Consider the following 17,684-nt stretch of genomic DNA (forward strand, 5'->3'; position numbering starts at 1 on the left):
TTGTAATGAGTGGAGAAAGATTTCAGCGTATACCTCTGAGGTTATTCAAATCATTTTCAGGCACAAAATCACTATAAAATCCGTCTACACCCATACGAGATAGCTCTCTAATCTCATCCTCTTCATCCACTGTATGAACGTATACACGAGCTCCAATATTTTTTAACTGTTTGACAAAACTCTTGGTGGCCCGGCTAACTGGCATCGTAATATCCACACCTGTTTTTTTAACAAACTCAATAACTTGTTCATCCGTATCCTTAGATTGGTACAGGGTGTAAAGCACTTCTGGAAAAGAATACACCTTATTGATCTCATCAAGCATCGGCTGATTGTAGATCTGTGGAACTATCCGCTCCAACAACGCTGGATCCCGACGCTGCGCCGCTTCGGTCAGCAATGTAAATTGCTTCTCTATAAGTTCCGGTTGGATTTCTTTGGTATCCGTAACGATATAAGCATCTGGATAATTCTGCATTAGATCAAGCACCTTCTCAATATCAAGGGGAGAGTATATATTCAGGATGGGGCTGTCCATAAATTCCTCGTAATCTAGTGCCACACCCTGTTTATTAGCAGGGAGAACCTCCAACTGACCTAAAAGCTTGCTCATATTGCCTGTCCATTCATGCCGAGCAACCAACTGATCATCCTTCGATAGCAAAAAATCAACTTCAAATACGCGAGTGCCCCGTTCATAGTTAGCGACAAATGCCTCCCAAGCATTGGTATACGCATAGCCGTTGATTCCCCCCATGGCATGTGCAACGATTTTGTGCGCTTCAAAGCCGCTCACGGGTTGCTCTTCCTCTTTGTTCAACGTTATTACAAATATCATTATTAGTGCGACAATCATTACTACGGTTGCAATAATCTTTTTCTTATTCATAGTTGTGAGTTTCCTTTACAAAGTTTAGATTAGAAATTTAATACCCCGCTCTGCCAGTGGCAAAACGGGGTATTATTAAAATTTCACAAATCTAAATAAGTGCAGGTCTCAATATGCGTTTTTGTTAACGAAGCCGTTGCGAATCGTTTTGAAAATAATTCGAATGTCGAACAGTAAGGACCAGTTCTCGATATAGAAAATATCGTGCTTAATCCGTTCCTCAATTGAAGTGTCCCCGCGCAGCCCATTGCTCTGTGCCCAGCCCGTAATTCCTGGACGCACATGGTGCTTCACCATATACTTCGGAATTTCATCACGGAATTGTTCTACATAAAATGGTCGTTCTGGCCGTGGGCCAACTACACTCATATGACCCAGTAACACATTAAAAAATTGCGGAAGCTCATCCAGACTTGTCTTACGGATAAAGGTTCCAAATCGAGTTCTACGCGGATCTTCCCGCGTACTCCAACCTGTATCTTCTTCCCCGTCCTGCTGCATCTTCATTGAACGAAACTTATACATCATAAAATTACGCCGATTAAGTCCCACCCGTTCCTGCCGGAATATAATCGGTCCCGGTGAGGTAAGACGTACGCCGAGAGCTACGATCAGCATCACGGGAGATATCATAATAATCGCGAATAGAGAGAACACGATATCAAACAAACGTTTTGCCATCTTATTACCCGTCATATCCAGTGGAATATCACGAACATTAATCATTGGCATACCTGCGAAGTTATCAAAGTAAGGACGCGCCGGTAAATAATCAAAGAAATCCGGAATAATCAATGTGCGTACCCCTGCTTTTTCACAGGCCGCAATAATCGAAGGATATTTAGAATGCGCATCGAGCGGCAAGGCTAGAATAACCTCGTCCACAGGCAGCATCTCCAGCATTCCGGATAACTGATCGACCGTTCCCAGGATAGGTTTATACCGTTGCTCCTCAATCCCGTCCCAAGTATGGTAATCGTCTAAAAAGCCAATGGCTTCATATCCAAGCTCAGGATATTGTTCCAAATTGTTGTAGAATCTTTTACCAAGAGTACCTGCGCCGATGATAAGTACGAACTGGCGGTTCAATCCTTTTTCGCGCAAAGATTTAAGCATCTTCTTCAGCACATAACGGTAAAGCATAATGGAAAGAACGTTAAATCCCATATAAATAGCAAGGTAGACACGGGAGATATCAATTTCTTTCACAAAAAACATCAAACCCAGCAGAATAAAAATACCAATTATATGCACTTGAAAAATCTTCAGAAATTCATCGACAAAACGTTTCTTACGCTTAGGCAAATACAGTGACAGGAGTATACCAATTAGAACTGCCACTCCGCCATAAATTAAACTCCAATAAGCGTAAGACTCTACGGGCAGCGTGTTATAGGATTCCATCCATCCGCTCTTGAACTTGATCCACCAAGCCGCTAAAAAGGACAGTTGGATGACAAGAAAGTCAGCAACCATATAGAGCTGTGTCAAAAATTTCTGATTCCGCCGAATCATAATCTCACCTCAGTATTCTTATCGTTACGAGCGCCAGTTTCCGTAGCAGAGCTAAGACTCTGTGCAGGTGATGGAACTGCTTTAGGAAAGATTAGGGCATTCCGCAAAAGGGACAGAGCAAATTTCACACCAACACCAGCATATACTGTTCCATTTATAATACTGTTGTACTTCCTACTATAATGCTTACGATGAAATAAAATCATTGCCCTGTGAAATTCATAGACGATCTTGAACGGTCTACGTCTGGCACTGCCGCCTTTAAGATGTACGATGGAAGTCTTCGGATAATAATAAATCTCCCACCCAGCCTCTTTAATACGATAGCACCAGTCTAAATCCTCACCGTACATAAAAAACTCTTCATCTAATCCGCCGACCTGATCAATCGTCTCCCGCCGCAACAACATAAACGCACCCACCAGACAATCTATCGGGTAATCAAGATCAGGGTCCAGATAACCTAACTGGTAACCGTTAAACTTCGGTCGATCTGGAAATAACTTACTGAAACCAAAAGCATAATAGAAGGAAGCTGACGGTGTAGGAAATCCACGCTTACACGCTTTATCCAGCGACCCATCTGGCAAAATAATCTTACATCCTGACGCCCCAACATCGGACCGACCATCCATAAAGGAGATCATCGTCTCCAGCGTGTCCCTGCGTACCACCGTATCTGAATTGAGCAAAAGCACATAACGTCCGGATGAAGCTTCCATCCCCTGATTATTTGCACGGGCAAAACCGACATTGTCGTTATTTGCGATCAACATGACACTTGGAAACTCTCTACCAATCATCTCTACCGAATCATCATGGGAATTGTTGTCTATCAAAATAATCTCATAGGAATAGTTCGTTTCTGAGTCATATACCGACCTGATACAGTCCATCGTCAGGCGACACGTGTTGTAATTGACAATAAGTATGCTTACATCTACATTCACTGCGTAACGCTCCTGACAAATATAGTAATCTACCGACAATTATTATAACATAAAACCTCCCTGAGAGGAGATGACCTTTCAGGGAGGTTTTACCAGATACTGTTCAATTTACGGGTTTCTTTCTCTCTTTTACGACGGTCTGTATATATTTTCGTTTCTTTTTCAACGCTGGGAGCTGAGTAAAAAAGGATTTCCATGCTACGATTAACTTTGGCTCTCTCAGAAGCATATAACCATGAGCGGCAATTTCATAGGGAAGAGAAACCAAGATTGTCTTCAGCATAGTTCGAGCCGATTCATTCTTGTAGATCATTTTGTAGCGATTAATGTAAGATATTCGTCGGATAAACATCGGTTTGGTACTGCGGCCAGACGTTTTCCACCCACGTTCATGATACCCAATTGCCTCAGCATCATAATATCCCCGCCAGCCGAATAACTCCGCCCTCCAAGCCACATCCACATCTTCCTTATAGGCAAAAAAATCTGCATCGAAAAACTCCCCACCAACACTAACGTCTTCAATCATCCGCCGAGAATACATCGCCGCAGCCCCAGAAACGCCAAATACTGTCCCCGACTGTGTCCATTGTTCTGCTGGCTCACCTGCACCACGGTCAAACGCACGACGTGCCTTGTTCATCTGAAGACCAGTGCTATCTACTGATCCGTGATCAACCTTTAGCAAAAGCTTACCTGTGGCGCTGCCGATCTGCGGGTTGGCTTCCATTTGTGCGATTAGTCTAGAGATATAGTCTGGAGCCAGCGTCAAATCCGGATTGAGAACGAGCACATAATCTGTTTCTGTAGTAGCTATAGCTTGGTTATGAGCTGGGGCGAAGCCTGTGTTTTTTTGATTTTGGATAAGTAGCAGGCTCGTGGGCGCTTCCATGTTAGCTTGTGAATTGAACGGTTCTAAATCCTCTAGTGAATTACTTGAAAAAGCCCCTTTATCGATCGCGTTAAAGAACATATTCACTTTCTCTGCACAATCGTCCGAAGACGCATTATCCACAACAACAATTTTCTCAATAGGATAATCCTGTGCCATTACTGCCTCTAAGCAATCTATAATGTCATCCGCACTGTTGTAGGTCACGATATGTACACTAACTGTTTTGTTATTCATGAGTATCCTCGACTTTGTAATTTCTAATTAACTACCTGCTTCCTTCTTATTATAACGAAAGAACACAAAAAACTCCCGCATCGTTATAAACGATTTGGGAGTTTCAATTGGTGTTATTCTATTCTTTTAGCTCTAAGAGGAAATCTCTCAAGCCTTCACGCCAAGGCCGAATGTCCTCAAAACCATTCGTACGTATCGACAGATGCTCCATCACCGAATTCCGAGGACGTGGTGCAGGTCTCGGAAACTGTTCCGTGGCACACGGTTCAAGCGTAGCAGTGAATTTGAAACCCAAAATATCCTCGGCCTCTACAAAGATCGCCTGTGTAAATTCAAACCAGGTACAAGAGTCGCTATTTGACGCATGGTATACACCATACTTCTCAGTTTGAACAAGCTCAAGCAAGAATCGAGCTAAATCGACTGTATAAGTAGGCGAACCTTTTTGGTCATCGACAACTTGAAGCATTGGCTTTTCTTGACCAAGCTTTAGCATTGTTTTGACAAAGTTATTCCCGTATTTGCCGTACACCCATGATGTTCGTACGATGAAATACTTAGAGGAGAGGGATTGAACGAGTACCTCACCCGCACGTTTCGATTTGCCGTATATACTCTTAGGGTTTGTATTATCATATTCATGGTAAGGCTGTGCTCCCATACCATCAAACACATAATCCGTGCTAATATACACCAGCTTGGCTCCAGCTTTTTCAGAAGCTAGCGCTACATTTCGGCTTCCAGTAGCATTAATTAAATAAGCTGCATCAATATCACTTTCTGCCGCATCTACTGCCGTATGAGCAGCACAGTGAATAACCGCATCCGGTCCAAAACCGCCAATAACTTGGATGCACTGATCCAGATCAGTAATATCCATCTCCTGACGATCGCAAGCCAACACTTCGTGACCTTGATGCTGGAGCAGTAAAACTACGTCCTGACCTAGTTGTCCGGCCGCACCTGTAACAAGTACCTTCATAGCTATTTTACCCCCGTATCAAAATTACAATGAGTCACCTAATCGATCACCATATTGCTGTTCAGCATATTTTTGGTATTCCCCAGATTGAATACGGGTCCACCACTCGCGGTTATTGAGATACCATTGGATAGTTTCTTTAATACCTGTTTCAAATGTATGTTTCGGCTTCCATCCCAGTTCATTCATAATCTTAGTTGGATCAATACCATAACGGCGATCATGACCAGGACGGTCTTGAACATAAGTAATCAAAGAATCAGGCTTGCCTAGTTCCTGCAATACCGTGTTTACAATATGCACATTCGTACGTTCATTATTACCACCAATGTTGTAGACTTCGCCGTTCACACCCTTGTGAATAACCAGATCAATCGCGCTGCAATGATCCTCAACATACAACCAGTCGCGGATATTCATTCCATCGCCATAAACAGGCAACGCTTGATCAGCAAGTGCGCGGGAGATCATCAGCGGAATAAGTTTTTCCGGGAATTGGTACGGGCCATAATTGTTTGAGCAGCGGGTAATATTCACTGGCAGTCCAAACGTTTCGTGATATGCACGTACTAGCAAGTCTCCGCCTGCTTTGCTTGCTGAATATGGACTGTTAGGAGCCAAAGGAGTTTCTTCGGTGAATAATCCAGTCGCACCCAGTGATCCATATACCTCATCCGTAGATACTTGAACAAACTTAGTGATACTGTATTTTTTCGCCGCATCCAAAAGTACTTGTGTTCCAAGTACGTTCGTCTTCACAAACACTTCCGGCTCTAAAATACTCCGATCCACATGCGATTCAGCCGCGAAATTAACAACGACATCCACACCCTGGCTAATCAGTTCATCCATCAGAGTAACATCTGTAATGTCGGCCTTCACGAAAGTGTAATTAGGATTATTCTCAATTGCTTTCAGATTCTCTAGATTACCTGCATACGTCAATGCATCTACATTAACAATTTCGTAATCAGGGTGTTGTTGTAACATGTACAGCACAAAGTTGCTGCCGATAAACCCAGCCCCGCCAGTAACTAGCAGTTTCATTTATAGCCCACCTTTTGTTCTTTGAGATTATATTCAAGTTCTTGCTTACCACTGTTAATCAAAGTTTATTTCCGCATCTTTCAGTAATGGATGACGTTGATCCTTATCCGACAATATCGGACTAGAAGTCGGCCAATCAATACCTAAGGTTGGATCATTCCATAATATGCCACGATCATTTTCAGGGGAATAATATTCGTCCACCTTATATAATACTTGGGTGTTAGGCACTAACGTACAAAAACCATGCGCGAAGCCTTTAGGCACCAGTAGCTGACGCTTATTATATTCGCTAAGAATTACTCCCACCCATTGCCCAAATGTTGGAGAAGTACGACGGATATCGACGATAACATCATAAATAGCACCGGATAAGACGCGAATTAATTTAGTTTGAGCTTTAGGGTTTAACTGGTAATGTAAGCCACGCAACACCCCAACCTCTGCAGAAAGAGATTGGTTATCTTGGATAAATTGATAGTTAACGCCAAGCTTGTGCATGATTTCTTCGTTGTAGCTTTCCATAAAAAAACCCCGGTTGTCGCCGTGGACCACAGGTTCTAGTATACTAGCGCCTTGTAGTTGTAGAGGTGTAACTTTCATAATCACAAAACTCCTTTACATCTAAAGTTCCAGTTTTCCTAATTCTTCGGCATGTGATTACCTGTGTTAACCACTAGCTTTCATTGAGAATTATGTCCATCGGTTTCAGTCACAAGGATTTTTTAAGTCTTCACGGTGTGAAAATAATAATCTTTATATTACGCTGTATTTGGATAAAAAAATAAATATATCTTCACCTGATCAAAAATAATATCCATATAGATTAATCCACTGCTATTACAAAAACGCCAACCATTATTACTATCATTCCTAGCCATTTCATAAGTGAAACTGGTTCATTAAATATGAACAGAGCAGCGAGTAAGCCTAGAACATAAGCTATACTTTGTACAGGGTAAGCAACACTTAAAGGCACTCTAGATAAAACAACAAACCAAACTAATGTTGCAAAAACATATAGCAGTAGACCTGCTATAATTTGGATATTAAATAATGCTTTCCATGCATTATTTAAACTAACCCCTCCCATTTTCTCTAGTCCTAATTTAAAGAAAATTTGTCCCGAAGCTAACATGACAATGTTAAATAAAAGCAACAAAGCATTAATTATACCAGATGAACGTAACGTAGTATCACCTCATTTTTCATTATTTTTTGTTCGTTTTAACTCTTCCACTTCGTACTTAAGCAACCCAATTTCTTGTGATAATTCTTTCACTTTTATTGTTGACCTCGATATCACTATAGTTAATGAAAATAAAATTAAAGTAACTCCAAAAATAGAAAGCAAGAACAGTGCATTTACAGGTATCTCTATACCCATCAGACCAGCAATCGTTTCAAACGAACTGGGGAATATGGAAAGAACAAGGACAATTAACATTATACATAACCATAACATTGAGTACTTCAACTCAATACGATATTTACGAATCATATTGATAAGAAGAACAAAGCAAAGAACAGAACCAATTAACAAAATAACTTGAAGCTTATAAGATATCATATTTTACTTCCTTCTTATACAATTTGCTTTCTCATTTTATCAATAAGTATAGCTAAAGAGACTTTCAGCATATAATATACTGATTTCAATTTTGTGATGGACGATTTTCCTCCCTGCCTCGATTTCATCTCCACAGGAACTTCCTTCAAAGAAAACCCGTTTCTCTTTAGATACATTATTGACTCAGGTTCTGGATAATCTGTAGGATATCTCTTCGAGAAAAGTTCAATTACACCTTTATTACAAGCACGAAATCCAGATGTCGGATCAGTAATGACTTGATTAGTAAGGAGCAACAAAAGATTAGAAAAATAATTTATACCAATTCTTCTTATCCTTGAACTTTGAAATCCCGTTTTCTCAATATAACGAGAACCAATTACCAAATCAGCTTCATCATTTAATAAGGGCTCTATTAATTTGGAAATATATTTAGGATTATGCTGACCATCCCCATCTACTTGAATAGCAATGTCAAAACCAAAATTGTGAGCATATTTATATCCCGTTTGAACTGCTCCACCAATACCCAAATTACACGGAAGATCCACAACTGAAACCCCTATATTTTTACACATACGACTAGTAGTATCAGCTGAACAATCATTAATGACTAATATCTCTGAATTCGGAATGTTAGTTGCTTTGATATTGTTTAAAAGCCGCAAAATATTATCTTCTTCATTATAAGCAGGTATTATCAATAGGATTTTCTTTTTATTCATACTTACTCCCTTTAAGATGTGTTGTTCTAACTGGTTCCAGGAAAATAATACCTTACCAAAATCGATGCACAACTTTTTGCAAGGATAACAACAAAACAATAAAGATCAAAGCCATGTAGATATATTGTTGCCGTATCCTTTTAATAATTGGAGTCAATAAATAAATAGAATACAGAAATATTATGGATATCGGTATAAAATACCTTCCTTGCAATCCATATATGACATTATCCTCACCTTGCGTCCATGTAAGATATAACGTGGATGCTATAATAATTACAGTTAGTAATGATACTGCAAACAAAATAAATCCTTTCTTAATATGAAGAAGATTATTATCGCTATTTTTCATTTCAATAATTACAGACGTCACGAGCATACATAGGTAGATAATGGCACTGAAATAATGTACAGAAGTCTCTCCCCAACCAAAAACACCAACAAATTGAACATATAAATAGTCAAAATCGATAAAAGTATTTACCAATTTATGAATATAATCAAAAGGGTGATGCAAAGCTGTACTCAATTGCATCATAGGATCAATTGGAAAAGTTACTTTAATACTCTTTAATATTAGCCCCCATGACAACAGAACAAGTAAACTTGAAGCTACTATAGTAGCGACGTAAGTAATATACTGCTTGAAACTGGCTGTCTTTTCTTTTGGTAATAGAAATACCAAAAGACAAATGAGGAAATATGCATTCTTAGAAGCCGCCACTATACAAGTTATTATTAATAAAGAAATAAATTGTTTTCTAGAAATAAATTTAATATTGGGATCAAAAATTAAATACATGAGGTAGGCGAAAAACAGAAATAGTGCTCCGTTTGTTAGCGCATCTGCACTAAGGGATGCTGCTTGATTAATAGTCATCGGCATAATAGCGAGCAATAAAAAAGTGTATTTCAACTTGGGGATTAATTTTATCGAGAGATAGGTCATCGCTATGTACGTAAATAGGTTGAAAAGTCGACCTAAATAGAAAGTAAATAATAAATTAAAATTCAGTAAATTTCCCAATTTGATCCCAATTGCTTGTGGTAAATATACTATTGGATGATAAACCGCGGAACTTGGAAAAAGAAAAAAATCATTTTCACCAGGAACAACATGAATTTTAGCAGCATTTTTCAAACTCTCAATCGTTGCTTTGTTTTCATAATTCCGTGTGATGGTCCCTCCTCCAACCGCAGCTTCAAAATCCCTAATTGCAATAGGAAGGTAATTTCCGATCTCACCATTAATATTTTCAGTTACTAAATTACGTTCTGAAATTTCATAAGCCCGATAAAAATGGGCGAATTCATCAGCTGATTGAAATGGAGGAACAAACACCACCCATATCAGTCCAAAAATAGATGCTAAAATCAAAAAAATATTTTGAGGCTTTAATTTCCTACTCATTCTTGTACCCACCTTCTTTCTCTATTTATCCGAATTATTCTATTAAACAAGAAAAAATCTATAGCGTAAAATAAATAAAAAACATTAATTCACTATAAATCACACACTTTTTCACAATCAGATAATATTAAAATATCATTCCATAATTGATCGCTAAATTATTAATGTTACTCTAGTGAGTACGATATCCTAGGAACTATTTCTTCTATAAATATTATCAGATATCATTTTTCAATTTTAACATCTTCTTAATTTTCACAATTCCGTATTGCAAACCCTTTTTAATAAGCCAGCATTGTATACTAACATAATTACGCATATTACTAATTTTAAATTCAGTTTTGGTAAGGTTTTTCCTATTGGTAATACCTTGACGTATTCCTTCAGAATACTCCTTTTGAAAACCAATTTTTTTATAAAATTGATATTTAAATAAATGCCCTACAATTAGGAATGGGGCGTTGAGAAGCAGTTGAATCCCTAACATATTTTTATAGAGCAGGTATACATTATTTCTGGCAGATAATTTTACTTTCACAGAATTATATCCGTTTCCTGTGGTAGCACTTCCTATGTGATAGATAATTGATTCTGCGCAATATAAATTATCGTAACCTTCTATACGAGCTCTATAACCAATGTCCACATCCTCTAAATATGCAAAAAATTGCTCATCAAAATAACCTATCTTATCAAAAACTTCCCGTCTATATATTGCCGCACCCGCGCAAGAAGTAAAAATGTACCTATTATCCAAGTATTTATTTATATTTTCACCATGTCCCTCTTGATATGCCCATCCAAACACAGTAAACGCATCACCAGCATTATCTATGAGTTTATTATCATGAAATTGGATCATTTTACTGGAACAAGAAAAAACATTTTCATCGCTCTCAATACAGGCGAGAAGATTTTCAAGCCATTTGACCGTTAGAAGAGTATCATTATTTAGTAAGGCCACATATTTACCTTTACTATTTAAAATCCCTTGATTTACTGCAGCACTAAATCCTTTATTCTCATCTAGTAATAGGCAATTAATTTCCGGCATTATTTCTAGTGCAAGTTTAATACTATCATCTGTCGAACCATTATCAACCAATATAGTTTCATAATCTTGATATGATTGTTCTTTTAAAGTAGTCAGACAGTCAATCAAAAATTTTTCGCCATTAAAATTAGGAATAACGATAGATACATTCATGATTTATTCCCTTAAAAACTTGTCGCGTTCGGACAACAGTTTTCTTATCCCCTGATCAACATTAATTTTAGACTCGAATCCCAGATATTCTTTAGCTCTTCTTGGATCGAGTACATTTCGCTTCACATCAATATCTCTCATGCCTTTGTAATCCACATGTGCTTTAACCTTAGTGATAATCTCAATCTGTTTGATTATCTCAATAATACTTGTACCAATTCCTGTGCCCACGTTAAAAATAGGTTTAACGCTATGCTCTGTATGAATATATTCCACAGCAGACATAACTGCCTCAATCACATCTGATATTTCAATGTAATCTCTTACCGTTGAACCATCGCCCCAAACGGTAATAGTATTACGAGTTAATATAGTGTCTAAAAACACTGAAATAGCACCAATCTTCTTCTCAGGGTCTTGTCCAGGACCATACGGATTGGCTACACGCAAAATAATATTATTCATATCATATAGTTGATTGTACATTAATAGAATTTTTTCAATAGTAAGTTTCATTATCCCATAATGATTCAAAGGGTGAGAGTTGCTGTCTTCATTTAGAAGATCTACCTCATTGAAATCTCCATAAACAGTTCCTCCCGAGGACAAGAAAATCACTTTCTTTATCCTCTTTCTCTTCGCTGCTTCAAGCAGTTCTAAGGTTTTTATAACATCATTCCTATAGGAGTCGGTAATATTTAACATGGAAGAATAAGGAGATACCGTACTTATCAGATGTATAACAACATCCTGGTTTTCCAGTAAATTATCAAAGTGATCTTCCGTCAAGAAATCCCCTTCTATTGCAGTGAATTCAACATCTGGCAAACTTTTATCGGTGATGTGTCGATCGTACACAGTAACATTATAGTTACTTTCACACATTTTTTTCGTTAGATGTGCCCCTATAAATCCAGCCCCGCCCAATATAAAAACATTCATAAGTTAAACAACCCTTTCGTCGGTCTCTCCCTCTTTATAAAAGGGGGAAAATCAGAACAATCTAAAATACGCAGACGCAAAATTGCTCATTTTAAATTGTTCGAATAATAATTTCGTATTTTTTGCATATTCAGAGTATTGTCCTGAGTCTGTAACCATCACTCGCATTGCATCTGTAAGTTCTTGAACATCAACTATTCTTTCCTCGTTAAGTTCAAGTATGATACCTGCATATTTATCCTCTTTTACAGAATGTAACATTTTTGGAATTTCTCCAATATTAGTAGATATTACAGGCTTATCATAAGCAAGATATTCAATGATAGAATTGGGAAGACTTTCAGATATAAAATAACTCGGAAGGATTGCTACATCAAATGCTTTTACCCATCCGATCCATTCAGATGGTTTTTTCAAGTCCATGATAAAATGGATGAACTTATTATCTTTATATTTCTCTCTCATCTCATTAGCGTATTGACCATGCCCTACTAAAATTAAATGAATCTTTCTTTCAAGTTCTTCATTTAAGTTAATAACAGCGGTGATACTCTCTTCCCAACCCTTTTCTTTTATTGCACGAGATACAAGGCCAAATACGAAATCGTCTTCTGCTATACCAAGTTCCGTCTTATCTTTTAAACCGATATTTTGTAATTGATATCCATAATACACTTTGTATAACTTATCGATATTATTTACTTCAACAGTATCAAATACTCTTTTATTCTTATTAGTTGCATAAATAATACTGTTAGCTCGATCAAGAACAGGTTTAACTAGACTTGAAAAATCATTATCCCAATCAGGATTTTCTATTAATGCCTCGTAGCATCCGTGCATAGCTAACACCCAATTAATATTTTGATTACCTTGAATTGCATGATAGGTAATTTTATCGGACCACCAAATATGACTATTTATAACCTCAATTTTCAAATCATTAATATATGATCTCAGTTCATCCGGGTTACCATTACTTTTCAAAACATTCACATTTTTTGAAATCATACCTGACATCATTGAATCTTCTAACCAAGGTCTAGCATTGTACACATACACATCTTGAAAGGAAGCAAAAAAATTGGCTAATCTAACAACCAACATTTGTCCTCCTCCCACCTCAAAATCAGGAGCAACAAATAGTATCCTTTTTTTGATACGTAAATAATTAACCGAATTAACTTTCTTTCTAGCTTCATTTTCTAAGTTCAAGAATTTATCAGCTAATACATCGTTTTTCAGTATATCCTTACTCTCATAACCTTTACAGCCTAATCTTGCATATTCATTTGGAATATGTTGAAGAAATCTATCTACTATAAATCCGGGGATCTCAAAGTTCTCTAAAATAAATAATTTGATAGCTAACATCTCTTTAAACAATTCAAGCTTCTGCTCACTTCTGCTTACAATGCTACTAGAGTGTCTTCTATGATAATTCAATATATCGGAAACAAAAGAGATCTTTCCTAATTTTAGCGCATATAAATACGCTAACCAGTCTCCTCCAATCTTATAATCGCATAGCATTTCTTCCAGTCCCTCAAGTGCAGAAGATCTGAATAATACAGCACTAGCATTAGGGATGGTATTCTTAATAGCCAGCCCCTCGACTACTTCTTCTCTACCTTCAATGCAATATGAAGAATCCCATTTAGTTAATGACAAATCCTTTGTATACTCAGAATAAATATAGCCAACTTTAGTAGAGTTTCCATCTATAATTTCAGATTGGCAATAAGCCAAGTTCACCTCGTCATCATCAAATGATGGGATTAACTTCTCTAGCATATTACTCTCACATAAATCATCAGCTTCAGCAATCCATATTAGATCTCCAGTAGCCTCTTTAATTCCTCTGATCCATTGGCCAAAACAACCCACATTCACTTCATTTTTTATTATCTTATAAGGAATATTAGATCTCTTTAGTATTCTTTCTGCCACTTGCACACTATTATCAGTAGACATATCATCCAGAAAAATAATTTCTTTTGGTTTCACTGTTTGATAAATAATAGAGTTCAATCTATCTTCGATATAATTTTCATAGTTATAATTGGGGATGATTACAGAAACCTCTTTGCTAAAAGTCTCCTCACCTTGTGTCATATGCAACAATTGGTTAACATAATCTGAAAAATCCAATTCCTTTTCGATTAATTCCAGCCCAAGTTGCTTTATACTTTCATATGATTGCTCATCGCCTAAAATCCTATAAATCTCTGATGCAAAATCTTTAGTATTCAAATATGGGGCTGGTCTAACACCTAACCTTTTAATAAATTCCCCCATGCCGCCATTCCCCTCAAAAGTAACTGTAGGCGTACCATTATCAATTGCCTCTAATACAATAGAAGGAAATGGATCTTCCCGTGAAGGAAGTAAGAATAAGTCAGCTCCCTGTAAGATCGGGGAAAGATTAGTTTGAAAATCAATTTGGTGGATATATGAGTCTAACTTTAAGATTTCCGCATCATGTTTCATCCACTTTTCCAGTATTGGTTCGACTTGCCCAACCCATACAAAATGTAGTTTTCCTCCATTCTCCCCCACTAACATTTCTTTTGCTATTGAGAAGAAAATATCAAACCCTTTACGAAGATCACCGTATCCCCCGCCTAAGAGGATAGTCGAATCTGGTTCAATCTTCAAATTTTCACAAAGTTTCTTTTTTGCAGCCTGTTTATCCAAAGCACCTCTACGTTTGTTATATATGCCTTGAGGTCTTATATGTACCTTCTTTTCATCTACTGGAAAACAATCTGCGAAAGACTCTCTAACAAAATTATTTGGAAACACAATTTTGTCAGAATATTGAACAGCATAATTTGCTGCTTCTATAAAATCATAAGTCTTTATAGAAGTGGGTAGTTCATGGACAAGTGAAATAACCTTTATACCATGTTCAAACATTAATTTAGTAAGGATATTTGAAACAACGGAGTTAGAGATACAAATATTTACTCCTTTATCCTTAAACTCATTAATTATTTTGTTAACTTCTTCTTCATTCTCTAAGTAGGAGAGAGAATTCTGATTGAAATTAATTATGGTAGCATACTTGGAAAACTCATTAACAAGTGGACCGCCTTTTAGTAACAAAACAATAACATCCTTATTAAAAACCTTCTTTAACGTTTTTACAATGTTAAGAGAAAGGATAGATGCCCCCGCATTTTGCGCATCATGAGAAACAAATAAAACAGTATTACTCTGTTTTAACGAGATTTCCCTTTTAAAATCCTGACCGCTCACTTGAATATTATTGTAACTATCCACGTTCTGATAGAGTTTACTCTTCGTTTTTTGGATAGCCTGCTTTAGCCCGTTCTCCTTCAATTCTTTAAAGAATTTTGCTCTCAGATGTGGTTGTTTACTAACAACCCTGCGTAACTTCCCCGTATATTGCTTCAATTTATTCGCCTTATACTCAGAATTGGATATCTCAATTAGTTCCAACTGACCGAGAGTAAAAGAAGAAGCCTCTGCTATTTCCAATGTAATAATCTCCGCATCAAAATCACACTTTAAGAAATACACAATGGGAGTTCCATAAAATGTTCCTAGATGGTACTTTTCATGCCTTTGATTATTGCCTTTCACATGTAATATAACTTCTCCAGTAGTCTCTGTATTCGAAATATTATATACTAATTTATAATATTTCTTACTGGTTTCAAGTTTGAAATTAATAAATACTGACTTATTATTTTCTGAAACTAATAGTCCGTGCGTACCTACAGATGCGTTCTCAACTTCTAAAGAATTTAACCGAGTCGTTTGCCTTAAAATATTTTTTTTGATATGATTTCGTTCGATAATATTCTGTACTAAATTTGTAGCTTCATTCAACTTTTATCACACCAATCTCGTTTATTTAATCATTCTAGCAATTAGTTTTCCTAGAATTGTTGAATATATTTTATTGAGTTCATTAACTCTCACGTTCAATTCTTCAGTTTTCATATTTAACTCTTCAGTTATTTGACTAACCTTCAATTCTTCTTGTTTCCTCAAGATTAATTCTTTGTCTGACCTTTCTTCTACACTTGATATTCTCTGCAACAATTCCTCTATACTTTCTTTACTCTTCTCCAGACTATCTTCAAGAAGAACTTCAAATTGCTTATTTTTCAGCTTTAAATTCGAATTTTCCAACAGGAGATCAGTATATTCCTTTTCTATCGATTGTATTTTATATTCAGAACCTCTGAGTTTTCCTAATAACCAATCAGGCTTACTAAACTCATAATCTATACAACTCAGTCTAACGATAATTCTACTTAGTTCCATTCGTGGTGAATCAAAGAGAATTTGTGGGTCTTCATGAAGAAACAAAAACGTACTCCCATCTGAAAAATCCGCGTTATTACCATATCTATCTATAACTAGTTGCTCACCGTTTTTATCAATACAAACGATTTCCTCTATATTAATGATACAATTCACATTCAATGGATCAAATCGCAATCTTTCGATCCCCTCGTATCCTATTAAATCAAATTCATACTCTCGAGAAGAAGCATTCGCTCTTATCGTTAAGCTTTGTTCTTCTGTGATACCATCACCGCAATCAACATATAGCTGCGAATAATAGTAATCTCCCTTAGTTACAACATTTCTTATTTTGCTAGAATTCTCCTGTTGGGGTTGTAGTTCCATAACAAATTGGTATAAATCACATAAGGGTCTATTTTTCAGGAATTTAACAACACCATTTGGTAACCCATCAAAAAAATTACCCAATTCTGTTTCACCCACGCGTTTTATAATTGCATCTTCCCACTTAACAGCTAAATTACAGGTAGATATCATATTTATTAAACTGGTATATGTGAAAAAACGTATATGAGTATCGTCAAGTAGACCCGTTTTTCTGTATTCAAATTTGTTGTGCAGCAAATCAATAATGACACTATTATGGGCAATATTGGGAACTGAAATCAACAAAGAACCCCCTATTTTTAGGAGTTCTACGCATTTGTTCATAACAATCTGAGGATTGTAGAGATGTTCTAATACATCAGCAAAAATAATGTGATCAAACTTCACATTTTCATACTGCTCAAACCATTTAAAATCTTCGATATTACCTATTACTACATCTTCAGCAAAAAATGAAGCTTTCTTTGCAGCAACTTCGTCTATCTCAACAATATAAACTTTACAATTTAATTGTTCCTTTAAATATTTTGTCATTCTTCCAGCAGCAGGACCAAATTCTAATACTGTCGACCCTGGTCTGATTTTTTTTATAATAAGTGACAAAGAGTTTTTAGACGAGACATCCAAATCGAAATCATATTTCACT

General features: G+C 36.8%; 15 protein-coding genes. All 15 read right to left on the reverse strand.

Annotation, left to right across the window (positions count from 1 at the left end; genetic code table 11):
• Positions 1–22: 22 nt before the first annotated feature.
• Positions 23–889, reverse strand: coding sequence for a phosphatidylinositol-specific phospholipase C/glycerophosphodiester phosphodiesterase family protein (locus tag NYE35_RS28505; RefSeq protein ID WP_036678660.1), 867 nt, complete (start codon positions 887–889; stop codon positions 23–25).
• 108 nt (positions 890–997) lie between these two features.
• Complete coding sequence (locus NYE35_RS28510) at positions 998–2,404, reverse strand: undecaprenyl-phosphate glucose phosphotransferase (RefSeq protein WP_038573482.1); 1,407 nt, start codon at positions 2,402–2,404, stop codon at positions 998–1,000.
• Positions 2,401–3,300 (reverse strand): glycosyltransferase family 2 protein, encoded by a 900-nt coding sequence (locus tag NYE35_RS28515; RefSeq protein ID WP_052097542.1) that lies wholly within the window; start codon positions 3,298–3,300, stop codon positions 2,401–2,403. The genes NYE35_RS28510 and NYE35_RS28515 overlap by 4 nt, the downstream gene beginning before the upstream one ends.
• 157 nt (positions 3,301–3,457) lie before the next feature.
• On the reverse strand, positions 3,458–4,483 hold the full coding sequence (locus NYE35_RS28520; RefSeq protein WP_076222325.1) for a glycosyltransferase family 2 protein: 1,026 nt from the start codon (positions 4,481–4,483) through the stop codon (positions 3,458–3,460).
• Between the two features lie 118 nt (positions 4,484–4,601).
• Entirely contained in the window at positions 4,602–5,465 is an 864-nt protein-coding gene (gene rfbD, locus NYE35_RS28525) for a dTDP-4-dehydrorhamnose reductase (RefSeq protein WP_076222326.1), read from the reverse strand.
• A 24-nt stretch (positions 5,466–5,489) separates the two neighbouring features.
• Entirely contained in the window at positions 5,490–6,512 is a 1,023-nt protein-coding gene (rfbB, locus tag NYE35_RS28530; protein WP_076222327.1) for a dTDP-glucose 4,6-dehydratase, read from the reverse strand.
• A 54-nt stretch (positions 6,513–6,566) separates the two neighbouring features.
• Positions 6,567–7,115, reverse strand: a complete 549-nt coding sequence (gene rfbC, locus NYE35_RS28535; protein ID WP_038573489.1) for a dTDP-4-dehydrorhamnose 3,5-epimerase — start codon at positions 7,113–7,115, stop codon at positions 6,567–6,569.
• Positions 7,116–7,338: 223 nt separating this feature from the next.
• Positions 7,339–7,605, reverse strand: coding sequence for an EamA family transporter (locus tag NYE35_RS28540; RefSeq protein WP_254924606.1), 267 nt, complete (start codon positions 7,603–7,605; stop codon positions 7,339–7,341).
• 108 nt (positions 7,606–7,713) lie between these two features.
• The gene (locus tag NYE35_RS28545; protein ID WP_038573493.1) at positions 7,714–8,082 is read right to left on the reverse strand and encodes a DUF2304 domain-containing protein; all 369 of its coding nucleotides are present in this window, start codon (positions 8,080–8,082) and stop codon (positions 7,714–7,716) included.
• A gap of 14 nt (positions 8,083–8,096) precedes the next feature.
• Positions 8,097–8,807 (reverse strand): glycosyltransferase family 2 protein, encoded by a 711-nt coding sequence (locus NYE35_RS28550; RefSeq protein ID WP_038573494.1) that lies wholly within the window; start codon positions 8,805–8,807, stop codon positions 8,097–8,099.
• 52 nt (positions 8,808–8,859) lie between these two features.
• Complete coding sequence (locus NYE35_RS28555; protein WP_038573495.1) at positions 8,860–10,218, reverse strand: DUF2142 domain-containing protein; 1,359 nt, start codon at positions 10,216–10,218, stop codon at positions 8,860–8,862.
• Positions 10,219–10,435: 217 nt separating this feature from the next.
• Entirely contained in the window at positions 10,436–11,425 is a 990-nt protein-coding gene (locus tag NYE35_RS28560) for a glycosyltransferase family 2 protein (RefSeq protein ID WP_038573496.1), read from the reverse strand.
• 3 nt (positions 11,426–11,428) lie between these two features.
• Positions 11,429–12,367 carry an NAD-dependent epimerase/dehydratase family protein gene (locus tag NYE35_RS28565; RefSeq protein WP_038573497.1) on the reverse strand — a complete coding sequence of 313 codons (939 nt, stop codon included), beginning with the start codon at positions 12,365–12,367 and terminating at the stop codon, positions 11,429–11,431.
• 51 nt (positions 12,368–12,418) lie between these two features.
• Positions 12,419–16,225 carry a glycosyltransferase gene (locus tag NYE35_RS28570; RefSeq protein ID WP_341122298.1) on the reverse strand — a complete coding sequence of 1,269 codons (3,807 nt, stop codon included), beginning with the start codon at positions 16,223–16,225 and terminating at the stop codon, positions 12,419–12,421.
• 21 nt (positions 16,226–16,246) lie between these two features.
• Positions 16,247–17,683, reverse strand: a complete 1,437-nt coding sequence (locus NYE35_RS28575) for a class I SAM-dependent methyltransferase (RefSeq protein ID WP_052097350.1) — start codon at positions 17,681–17,683, stop codon at positions 16,247–16,249.
• Between the last annotated feature and the right edge of the window lies 1 nt (position 17,684).

The sequence above is a fragment of the Paenibacillus sp. FSL L8-0494 genome, assembly GCF_038003695.1.
Classification (GTDB): Bacteria; Bacillota; Bacilli; order Paenibacillales; family Paenibacillaceae; genus Paenibacillus_AQ; species Paenibacillus_AQ odorifer.

Bases quoted from the DNA above. Each gene is read 5' to 3' on its own strand.
- NYE35_RS28505 (WP_036678660.1), bottom strand. From the start codon at position 889: ATGAATAAGAAAAAGATTATTGCAACCGTAGTAATGATTGTCGCACTA.
- NYE35_RS28510 (WP_038573482.1), bottom strand. From the start codon at position 2,404: ATGATTCGGCGGAATCAGAAATTTTTGACACAGCTCTATATGGTTGCT.
- NYE35_RS28515 (WP_052097542.1), bottom strand. From the start codon at position 3,300: ATGGACTGTATCAGGTCGGTATATGACTCAGAAACGAACTATTCCTAT.
- NYE35_RS28520 (WP_076222325.1), bottom strand. From the start codon at position 4,483: ATGAATAACAAAACAGTTAGTGTACATATCGTGACCTACAACAGTGCG.
- rfbD (WP_076222326.1), bottom strand. From the start codon at position 5,465: ATGAAGGTACTTGTTACAGGTGCGGCCGGACAACTAGGTCAGGACGTA.
- rfbB (WP_076222327.1), bottom strand. From the start codon at position 6,512: ATGAAACTGCTAGTTACTGGCGGGGCTGGGTTTATCGGCAGCAACTTT.
- rfbC (WP_038573489.1), bottom strand. From the start codon at position 7,115: ATGAAAGTTACACCTCTACAACTACAAGGCGCTAGTATACTAGAACCT.
- NYE35_RS28540 (WP_254924606.1), bottom strand. From the start codon at position 7,605: ATGGGAGGGGTTAGTTTAAATAATGCATGGAAAGCATTATTTAATATC.
- NYE35_RS28545 (WP_038573493.1), bottom strand. From the start codon at position 8,082: ATGATATCTTATAAGCTTCAAGTTATTTTGTTAATTGGTTCTGTTCTT.
- NYE35_RS28550 (WP_038573494.1), bottom strand. From the start codon at position 8,807: ATGAATAAAAAGAAAATCCTATTGATAATACCTGCTTATAATGAAGAA.
- NYE35_RS28555 (WP_038573495.1), bottom strand. From the start codon at position 10,218: ATGAGTAGGAAATTAAAGCCTCAAAATATTTTTTTGATTTTAGCATCT.
- NYE35_RS28560 (WP_038573496.1), bottom strand. From the start codon at position 11,425: ATGAATGTATCTATCGTTATTCCTAATTTTAATGGCGAAAAATTTTTG.
- NYE35_RS28565 (WP_038573497.1), bottom strand. From the start codon at position 12,367: ATGAATGTTTTTATATTGGGCGGGGCTGGATTTATAGGGGCACATCTA.